At 67.3% G+C, this 10,000-nt stretch carries 6 protein-coding genes, 1 tRNA gene and 2 rRNA genes (1 of these 9 cut by a window edge); 2 read left to right on the forward strand and 7 right to left on the reverse strand.

The window, feature by feature from the left end; genetic code table 11:
* Window positions 1-292: 292 nt before the first annotated feature.
* The gene (locus D1610_RS17485) at window positions 293-1,384 is read right to left on the reverse strand and encodes a ThuA domain-containing protein (protein WP_182466886.1); all 1,092 of its coding nucleotides are present in this window, start codon (window positions 1,382-1,384) and stop codon (window positions 293-295) included.
* Window positions 1,385-1,397: 13 nt separating this feature from the next.
* On the reverse strand, window positions 1,398-2,717 hold the full coding sequence (locus D1610_RS16560; protein WP_245942367.1) for a pectate lyase family protein: 1,320 nt from the start codon (window positions 2,715-2,717) through the stop codon (window positions 1,398-1,400).
* Between the two features lie 350 nt (window positions 2,718-3,067).
* On the opposite strand from D1610_RS16560, the gene D1610_RS16565 reads away from it, so the two are divergent.
* On the forward strand, window positions 3,068-5,917 hold the full coding sequence (locus D1610_RS16565) for a TonB-dependent receptor (RefSeq protein WP_245942357.1): 2,850 nt from the start codon (window positions 3,068-3,070) through the stop codon (window positions 5,915-5,917).
* 19 nt (window positions 5,918-5,936) lie between these two features.
* Window positions 5,937-6,899, forward strand: coding sequence for an alpha/beta hydrolase (locus tag D1610_RS16570; protein WP_245942358.1), 963 nt, complete (start codon window positions 5,937-5,939; stop codon window positions 6,897-6,899).
* A 13-nt stretch (window positions 6,900-6,912) separates the two neighbouring features.
* Here D1610_RS16570 and D1610_RS16575 read toward each other — a convergent pair whose 3' ends face one another.
* The 5 genes from D1610_RS16575 to D1610_RS16595 all read right to left on the reverse strand — a co-directional run.
* Complete coding sequence (locus D1610_RS16575; protein WP_118865318.1) at window positions 6,913-8,565, reverse strand: family 43 glycosylhydrolase; 1,653 nt, start codon at window positions 8,563-8,565, stop codon at window positions 6,913-6,915.
* 90 nt (window positions 8,566-8,655) lie between these two features.
* Window positions 8,656-9,399: a DUF899 family protein gene (locus D1610_RS16580; protein WP_118865319.1), complete on the reverse strand. Its 744-nt coding sequence runs from the start codon at window positions 9,397-9,399 to the stop codon at window positions 8,656-8,658.
* A 133-nt stretch (window positions 9,400-9,532) separates the two neighbouring features.
* A tRNA-Met gene (locus tag D1610_RS16585) sits at window positions 9,533-9,609 on the reverse strand.
* 78 nt (window positions 9,610-9,687) lie between these two features.
* A 5S ribosomal RNA gene (gene rrf, locus D1610_RS16590) occupies window positions 9,688-9,802 on the reverse strand.
* A gap of 118 nt (window positions 9,803-9,920) precedes the next feature.
* Window positions 9,921-10,000: ribosomal RNA gene (locus D1610_RS16595) — 23S ribosomal RNA — on the reverse strand (it continues 2,714 nt past the right edge of the window).

The raw sequence follows: 10,000 nt of genomic DNA on the forward strand, positions 1-10,000 counted from the left end.
GCGATTGCCCGGCTTCATGAAGCCGGGCAATCGCACACCGTTCCTCGATCGAAAGCTGGCGGTATCTCGACATGGCAACACCTGTACGTGGTGTTGCACTTCGTTTGTGAACTCAGAGGGGTCCATGATGCCGCGAGCGCAGCATCCGACTCTCGAAGGCGAACCTCGCCGCACGATGGACCCCGGAACAAGTCCGGGGTGACGGGTGGTTAATATGCGCCCCATTTCAGCCGAATGTCGATTGGCTCCAAGGCGTGCAACTTCAGGATTAAGTCTCCCTTTTCACCGCCCATCACTTTCCCGGGATCGGATAGCTGATGATCAGCGACAGCGGTTCCTTGCCTGTCTGGCGGATGCCGACCCTGGCGCCTTCATAGAGATAGGCGGCCATGCCCCTGGTCAGGCGGGCGGTCTTGTCGTCGGAGGTGACCTCGCCTTCGCCCGAGAGGACGTAATAGACCTCGTCATGGCCGATCGGGTGGATGCCGATCGCGGCGCCGGGGTGGAGCGTGCGGCGGCGGAATTCCATGGTGCGCGCGGGCACGCCGTCCGAGATGCGGTGCGCGGTGCTCATGCCGATATCGCCGTGCGGCGGCGGCTCGTCGCGCACCTTCCGGGCCTCGTCGACGATCACCATCGCGCGGGCGGCGTCGCGCCCCAGCGCCCATTCGAGGCCGCCGGTCAGATGCGCGACGAGGTTGGGATCGTCCCAGCCGTCCGGGCTATGGCCGAGGCCGGTGTAGAAGACGCGCCCGCCCTCGAAGACATGCGCCCAGGCGATAGGCTTGGGATTGACATCCTTCTCCCCGATCGAGGCGGGATCGAAGGTCAGCAGCAGCCGCAGCGTCGGGTCGTAGTCCTGGTAATAATAATATTCGTCGGTGCGGCTGAACGTCTCTGGCAGCGCCGCGGTCGCGGGATGGCGCGCGTCGCGGCGGGTGATTTTGGCCGTCGGCGTACCCGGCGGATGGCGCTGGAAGCGGCCGCCGATCATCCGGCCGTACCACGGCCAATGGTAATGCGAATCCGCCGCCGCGTGGATCGCGACGATGCCGCCGCCGCCGCGCACGAAGCCCTGCAGCGCCTCGCGGCGCTTGCCGGTGAACCACTCGCTTGCCGGATCCTTGGGATCGGTGGTGGTGCTGAGCAGGACGATCGCGCCGAAGCGGGCGAGCGCGGCGGGATCGTCGAACAGCGCGGGCGCTTCGCTTGCTTCGGCCTCGATCCCCTGCTTCGCGGCGATCGCCTTCAGCGCGGCGACGCCCGGCTCGATCGAGGCGTGGCGATAGCCGGTGGTGTGGCTGAAGATCAGGATGCGCGCCGGATCGGGCGCGGCGCCCGCCAGCAGCCAGCCCGCCGCCACCATCGCCAACAGTCTGAGCATCCCCGTCCCCTCCCTATTGCCGCATCGCGCGGTCGCGCTCGCTCATCACCTCCTGGATCGGGCCCTTCTGCCCCGGATAGCGCCCTGATCTCGGCTCCATCGTATCGAGGTTCCAGTCGGCCGCGACGAAGGGCGCGCGCGTCATCTTCTGCACGGGATAGCCGCCCACCTCCTTTTCGTCATCGATGATCTCGCCGCGCCCCTCGGCGACGAAGAACAGCACGCGGATGTCGTGCTCGTCACGGTCCCACGGCCGCGCGCCGGCCTGCGCGAGCACATGCGTCTCGACGTCGCGCGCGGGCAGCACGTCGAGCCCCTGGGGCCAGACCAGCGCCTCGTCCACCTCGATCAGCCGCGCGCGCGTCTCGCCATAGCGGCCGAACATGGGAAGCGGCTTGCCCATCTTGTCGACCGCGATGTTGTCGCGCCCGTGATAGCGCAGGTCGCCGTCGCCGCCGAGCATCAGGAACGGCAGGCCCTCGTCGGTGGAGGGCCCGCCGCGCATGACGTTGCCCACCGCGGAGATCTCGCCCGTCTGATAGGGATGGCCGGCCCATTCGAGCGCCATCAGATTGTAATGCACCGCGCGCTTGCCGGGATCGTAGATCAGGTTGTTGACCACCGCGACATGCGCCCCGCCCTTCACCAGCGGGCTGCGCTCGACATTGTGCGCATAGACGTTGCGGTAGATGAGGACGCCGGTGGCGTTGTCGTGGATCAGCGAGCCCTTCGAATGCTCGCCCTTGGGATGGCTGGCGTCGGCCAGCCCCTCGGCGAGCAGGTTGTAGCTGAAGGTGATGTTGTGGCTGGTGCCGCGCCGCCATTCCTCCACCGTATCGCCGGTGAAGCGGGGGCCGGAGGCGGAGAGATTCTCGTCGATCGCCCAGGTCATGGTGCAGTGGTCGACGATGACGTTGCGCGCGCCGACGGTGGAGAGCGCGTCGACCTCCCACCCGCTGCGCCTGGCCTGGCCGTCGACCCCGGTGCGGATGCGGATGTGGCGGATGATCACGTCGTGCGTCTTCACGTCGAAGCCGCCGCGGATGAAGGTGATGCCGGGCGAGGGTGCGGTCTGGCCGGCGATGGTGAGGAAGGGCTCGGTGATGGTGAGCGCGGTGCGCCCCATGTCGATCACCCCGCCGACCTCGAACACGACGATGCGCGGCCCCTTCGCCTCGACCGCCGCCTTGAACGAGCCTGGCCCCGAGGCCGCGAGGTTGGTGACGCGGATGATCCGCCCGCCGCGGCCGCCGGGCGTGTCCTTCGCCCAGCCCACCGCGCCGGAAAAGGCCGGGACCGATTGTTGCGCCAGCACCGGGGCGGCGAGCATCATCAAGGCGGCCGCGATCCATCTTTTCATCATTATCCTCTCCTCGCCCCTTCTTGACATGCGCTGCGGTTCGTCACAATGTCCTTATGACACCGGTTACTCAAGCGCAAAAAGGCCGGTGCGCGACCGCGATAACGCGGCGTTTCTGGAGGGTGGTGCGTGATTCGGGGGTGATTTGCACCCCTCCCTCTCCCGAAAATGCGCCTCCACACCGCGATCAGCGGGGTGAAGGCAGGATTTGGCAACCGGTGTCACGCTCGGCGGCGCCGGACGAAGGGGAGAGATTCAAAATGCGCATGACCAACCGTCCCGTGCTGCTTGCCCGTTTTATGGGAGCGGTATCATTGCTGGGGATGGCGACCGCCGCCCATGCCCAGGACACGCCGCTCGACGCCAACGCGGCGAGCGAGCAGGCTGCCGACACCGCTGAGGCGGCGCAGGCCGACGAGATCATCGTCACCGGCTTTCGCGCCTCGCTCGACGCCGCGCTCGACGTGAAGCGCGAATCGGTGGCCGCGGTCGATGCGATCGTCGCCGAGGACATCGCCAAGTTTCCCGACCAGAACCTGGCCGAATCGCTGCAGCGCATCCCCGGCATCTCGATCCAGCGCGACGGCGGCGAGGGCCGCGCGATCACCGTGCGCGGCCTGGGCGCGCAGTTCACCCGCGTCCGGGTGAACGGGCTGGAGACGATCGCCACGTCGCATGACGGCGCCTCGTCCAACCGCGACCGCGCCTTCGATTTCAACGTGTTCGCCTCAGAGCTGTTCAACTCGATCGTCGTGCACAAGACCGCCTCGGCCTCGCTCGACGAGGGCTCGCTGGGCGCGGTGGTCGATCTCAACACCGGCAATCCGCTGGGCGGCAGGACCGGCTTCACCTTCGTCGCCTCGGCGCAGGGCTCGTACAACGACCTGAGCGAGAATGTCGGGCCACGCGTCGCCGGGCTGCTCTCATGGAAATCGCCCGACGGCAGCTTCGGCGCGTCGGTCTCCGCCGCCTATCAGCAGACCGACACGCTGGAGCTGGGCAACAACACCGTCCGCTGGGCGCAGGCGCGCTTCGATTCGGTGAACGGCACGCCGTGCTGGTACAACACCGACGCCGATCTCAATTACACCACGCCGCGCGCGAACAGCGGCGGCAGATACCGGCCGAGCGAGGCGTGCGACGCCGCGGGCCTCGCCTTCCATCCGCGCATCCCGCGCTATGGCGAGGTCGGCCACGACCGCGAGCGGCTGGGCATCACCGCCAGCGTCCAATGGTCGCCGTCCGACGCGACCAAGGTCTCCGTCGACGGCCTTTATTCGCGCTTCAGCGAAGACCGCCGCGAGAAATGGGGCGAGGTGCTGCTGCGTTCCAACGAGCGATCGATCGACGTGGTCGATTACGAGATCGACGAGAACAACAACATGGTCTCCGCGACGCTCAACGACGCATGGGTCCGCACAGAGCATTTCCTGAAGCAGTCGAGGACCGAATTCTACCAGCTCGGCGCGACCTGGGATCAGGACCTGACCGACAATTTCCGCTTCACCCTGCTCGGCGGCTTCTCCAAATCGGACGCGGAGGTTCCGGTCGAGACGACGATCATCTTCGACGATCGCGACGCGCAGGGCTATGAGTTCGATTATTCGGACATGCTGCACCCGCGGCTGACCTTCGGCACCAGCGTGACCGACCCGGCGAACTTCCAGCTGGCGGAGATCCGCGACCGTCCCTCGGACGTGGTCAACAAGTTCAAGACCGTCCAGCTGCGCACCGAATGGGACGTGACCGAGGGCTTCCAGGTCAAGGCGGGCGGCGTGTGGCGCCGGTACAATTACGACATCACCGCCTTCACCCGCGACACCGCGGTGTGCGGCAATGGCGGGGAGGATCTGGTGCTGGGCACCATCACCTGCTCGCCATCATCGGCGTTCGGCCCCGGCGCCGTTTACGGCTTCCCCGTCACGGGCGATCTCGCCGACCTGTTCGAGCTGGGCGATGCCGGCCAGCCGGGCGGCAACACCAACAGCTGGCTGATCCCCAACCTCGACGCCGCGGCCGCCTTCACAGGCCTCTACGATCGCGAGGCGCGGATCGACGCCGGCAACAACCGCGGCGTGCAGGAGGAGACCAAGGGCGGCTACGTGCAGTTCGACATGAAGGGCGATCTGTTCGGCCTGGAATATGCCGCCAACGCCGGCATGCGCTACGTCCGCACCGAGCAGAGCTCCTACGGCCTCAACGGCGGCGTGCTGGTCAATATCGAACGCGATTACGACGATTGGCTGCCGTCGATGAACGTCGCGCTGTTCCCGCATGAGGATTTCATCATCCGCGGCGCGATCGCCAAGGTGATCACGCGGCCCTCGCTGGGCAGTCTGACGCCGGGCGGATCGGCCGACGGCTTCAACTATCGCATCAATTTCGGCAATCCGCAGCTGGAGCCGTTCCGCGCGACCACCTTCGACGTCGCTTTCGAATGGTATTTCGCCCCGCAGGCGATCGCCTCGGTCGCCTTGTTCAAGAAGGATATCGAGAGCTTCCCGGTCGGGCGGACGCTGACCGAGCAGACCTTCACCTCGACCGGCCTGCCCGCATCGGTGCTGGTGCCCTCCTCTCCGGCGGCGCTCAACCCCGAACAGCTTTCCCAGCCGATCTGGACGATCCAGACCACGGTCAACGGAACGGGCGCGGAGCTGAAGGGCATCGAGCTCGCGCTGCAGACGCCGTTCACCTTCCTGCCGGGCTTCCTGTCCAATTTTGGCGGTATCGTGAATGCGACCTTCGTCGACTCCTCGGCGATCTATACGCAGACCGGTCCCTTCACGAACACCTGCGTGCTGCCCGGCTGCTCGCTGGGGGGCGCGAGCGCGGACGAGTATGAATCGACGCTCCACGGCCTCTCCAAGGAAGCCTATAACGCGACGCTCTATTATGAGGACGATCGCTTCAGCGCGCGTGCGTCGGTCAGCTATCGCGGGCCCTATGTCGATGCCGGATCGGGCACCGGCAACATCTTCGAGGGCTATGAATCGATCACCAATGTCGACGCCTCGGTGCGCTACAAGCTGACCGACTGGATCGAGCTTTCGGTCGAAGGCACCAACCTGACCGACGCCTATCGCGTCCGCTGGGTCGACGTCGACACGCGCCGCGCGTACGAGAACAACCATTTCGGCCGGACCATCCTGTTCGGCGCGCGGCTGAAGCTCTGAGAGAGGGATCGCGGACGGCGTGGAGTGGGATCGCAGGACCTTGCTCGGCGCCGCCGCGATGCTTGCGGCGGGACCTCCGGCGCGGGCCGCCGGATCGGCGCCGGCGGAGCCCGAGACGATCGACCTGTGGCCCGCGGGCCCGCCCGGCGCGCCGACGCCGCTGCCGGCCGAGCGGATCGTCCAGCGATCGGCCGACCCGCGGATCAGCGACCGCTTCGTCGAGCATGTCGCGCGGCCGCGCATGGCGGTGTTCCGTCCGGCGCGCGCCAATGGCGGCGCGGTGCTGGTGATGCCGGGCGGCGGCTATGTCCGCGTGGTGATCGACAAGGAAGGCCATGAGCTCGGCCGCTGGCTTTCGGCGCGGGGCTATACCGTGTTCGTGCTGTTCTACCGCCTGCCGGGAGACGGCTGGGCGGCGGGACCCGACGTCGCGCTGTCCGATGCGCAGCGCGCGATGCGACTGATCCGCCACCGGGCGCGCGATTACGACATCGATCCGGCGCGGGTCGCAGCGATGGGCTTTTCCGCGGGCGGGCATCTCTGCGCCGATCTCGCCACGCGCTTCGCGCACCCGGCCTATGCGCCGGTCGATGCGGCCGACGCCCTGTCCGCGCGGACGGTGGTCGCCGCGCCGATCTATCCGGTGATCGGCATGCGCGCGCCCCATGCCCATGCCGGATCGCGCGCGCAGCTGATCGGCCAAGGCGCGGACGAGGCGCTGGAGGACGCGCACTCGCCGCATCTGAACGTATCGGCGGAGACCCCGCCCACCTTCCTGGTCCATGCCGAGGATGACGGCGCGGTGCCGGTCGAGAACAGCCTGCTGCTGCGCGCGGCGCTCAGGGCGAAGGGAATCCCGGTCGAGACGCACCTGTTCGCCAGGGGCGGCCACGGCTTCGGGCTGCGCGGCGCGGCCGGCACGCCGGCGTCGGTGTGGCCGGAGCTGTTCCTCGCCTGGGCCAAGACTCAGGGCCTGGGCTGACTTCCAGCCGGCGTCACAGCGCGGTGAAGCGGAAATTGCGGAAGCGCGCCTCGCCCGCGCCGGCCGAATAGAGGCCGGGCCTGAGCATCAGGAAGCCGCCGCGGACATTGTGGTGATAGCCGGAGACCTCCATGCCGCGATCGAAGCGCCGCCATGTCCGCCCGCCATCGCCGGAGGTGTGGAAGGCGACGATGTGGCGGTTGTTGGTGACGCGCATGCGCATCCGCCGCCCGTGCGGATTGGCCGGGCGGCCGCGCTCTATGCCGTACTGATGGGTGACGAAGCGCGTCTCGTCGAAGCCGAGGCCGCAATAGAGCTTGTCGTCGTAGAACAGCACCAGCCCCGCGGTTCCGCCCGGCGCGATCTCGATATCGCATTCGAAGCGGTAGGCGAGATCGCCCGCGATCAGCAACAGCGGCGATGAATCGGACGGGGCCTTGCCGCGCGCCTCGAGCACCAGCGCACCGCCCTCCACGCGCGCGCGTTCGCGCTCGTCCGGCGCGGGCCTGAAGAAATTCCACCTGGTGCCGATCGCCAGCGTCGAGAAATCGTCCGACAGCGGCTGGCCGTGGCGTACGGCGCTTCCGCCCCCGGGCTTGGCGATCGGCTGCGACAGGTCGCCGCCGGTCATGCGGAACCAGCCGTCGGCGGTCCATTCCACCGGATCGAGCAGGGTCTGCCGCCCGAGCGTCCAGAAGCCGTTCTCATAGCCATGATAGACCGACCACCAGCTGCCGTCCGGCCCCTCGACCAGCGTCGCATGCCCGCGCGACCACCATTTTTCGGAAAGCGAGGTGGTGCGCACCAGCGGATTGCCGGGATGATGTTCCCACGGGCCGTGGATCGAGCGCGAGCGCGCGGCGATGACCATGTGCCCGGTCGGCGGGCCGGCGGTGCCGCCGACCGCGGTGATCAGGTAGAACCAGCCGCCATGCCGCGTGATCTTGGGGCCTTCGGGCGAGAAGCTCTCGACATCCCAGTGGTCGGGATAGCGCCAGGGATCATAGACATGCTCGACCTCGCCGATGGTCGACAGGCCGTCTTCGGCGAGGCGGATGCGGTCGCCGCCCGACAGGAACAGCCAGCGCGATCCGTCCTCGCCCACCGCATGGCCGGGATCGATATGGTCGGGCAGATTGAGGTCGATCGGGTCGCTCCAGGGCCCCTCGATCCGGTCCGCCCAGATGACGTGGCTGGTGTTGGGCGACGCCTTGACCGGCAGATAGATGAAATAGCGGCCCTTGTGTTTGACGAGCTCGGGCGCCCAGACCGATCCGACATTCCTGGTGAGCGCCGCGGTGAGCGGCCGCCAGTTCACCAGGTCGCGCGAATGCCAGATGACCAGCCCGGGATAGGAATCGAAGGTGGAGAAGGTCATGTAGTAATCCGCGCCGTCCTTCAGGATGGTCGGATCGGGGTGATCGCCCGCCATCAGCGGGTTGAGGAAGCGGCCCTCGCCGAGATCGGGGATGCGCTGGTTGTCGAACCCGCGCCGCCATTCGGGGGTGCCGGACGATGCGCCGGCGGGGTGGTCGCGCGCGCTCGAGGGGCCGGCCAGCAGGCTCACGCCTCCGGCCGTGCCGAGCAGCGTTTCGCGGCGGGTCAGGCCCGGGCCGGCGGAGGTCGCCCGGCGGGCGTCGGGCTGGCTTGTGCGATCGGCGCTCATCTTCCTTCTCCTGCAGAGGCAGCTTAGATGAGGAATGACACCGGTATCAAGAGCGGGCGCGGCCGAATGCCCATCATGGCGCGGGCCGGCTCAGCGCTTTGCGGTTCCAAGATCGTCCGAATAGCCCGCATCCAGGCGGCCCCATTGCGGGGTGGGGCGCCCGTCCATCCGCCATTGCCCCGGCGCGTCGGCATCGTTCGGCTGCGGCCAGCCCGGCGGCGAATCCTCCCAGGTCTCCTGCCGCCCATAGACGGTCAGGTCGAGCAGCCGGTAGCTGTTGTCCATCGCCTCGACGCCGCGCCGCGTCGTCCAATAGGTCTCGAAGACGCGGGATCCCCGGCGCAGATAGCAGATGAGGTACATCAGGCCCGCCTTGCGCCCGGCAAGGAGGCGTTCGACCGATTCCGGCGGGAGCGAATGCCACGGCATCTGCCAGCCCATGAAGTCGCGATAGCGGATGCTCTCGTCGTACGAACCCTGGCAGAAGGTGGCGTAGGTGACGTCGCTGGCGTGGATATAGGACAGCTCGCGGACCTGCGAGGTGAAGTGGGTGCAGCCCTCGCACTGGTCCGCCGCGGGCTTTCCGGCGAACCACATGTAATAATAGGCGATGAGCATGCGGCGGCCCTCGAACGCGTCGAGCAACGTCAGCGGGCCATCGGCGCCGATCAGCGGTATCGAAGCGTCGACCTCGACCATCGGCAGCCGCCGCCGGGCGGCGGCGATCGCGTCGCCCGCCTTCATATGCGCCTTCTCGCGCGCGCGCAGCGCATCGATCGCTTGCTGGAAGTGAGCTCGATCGACCTGGCTGGGCATCCCGGCGTCGCGCGTCATCGTCGATCTCCTCGCGGGCATCGGCCTGCATCGCCGCCCGCAGGCGCGCATGCCGACCGGCGCACCCCTCATAGCATCGCCTGAGACGAACGCGAAAAAGCCCGCCGAGCCGGATGGCTGGCGGGCTTTTTCATGGTTGCGGGGACAGGATTTGAACCTGTGACCTTCAGGTTATGAGCCTGACGAGCTACCGGGCTGCTCCACCCCGCGCCAAGTCCGCTCCTGCGCATCGCAGGAGAAATCGTGAATGGGTTCGCCCGCATTTCGCTTTTCCGCGCCGGCTGCAAAGCCTGGCGACGACCTACTCTTCCAACGCTTAAGCGGTAGTACCATCGGCGCTGTCCGGTTTCACGGCCGAGTTCGGGATGGGATCGGGTGGGTCACGGACGCTATGGTCACCAAGCTATGAAGCAGGCGCGGGAAAGCGAAATGCGGGTCTAGAAATCGTGCACTTGTTCAGGCGAAGAATGATCATCCACCTTCAAGCGACTGCAACCAGTGCTGTCGTTGATGGTGGGACTCTCAAGCGTAAATAGGACAATTAGTATCGGTTAGCTCCACGCGTTACCGCGCTTCCACATCCGATCTATCAAGGTCGTGG

The organism is Sphingomonas gilva (genome assembly GCF_003515075.1).
Classification (GTDB): domain Bacteria; phylum Pseudomonadota; class Alphaproteobacteria; order Sphingomonadales; family Sphingomonadaceae; genus Sphingomonas; species Sphingomonas gilva.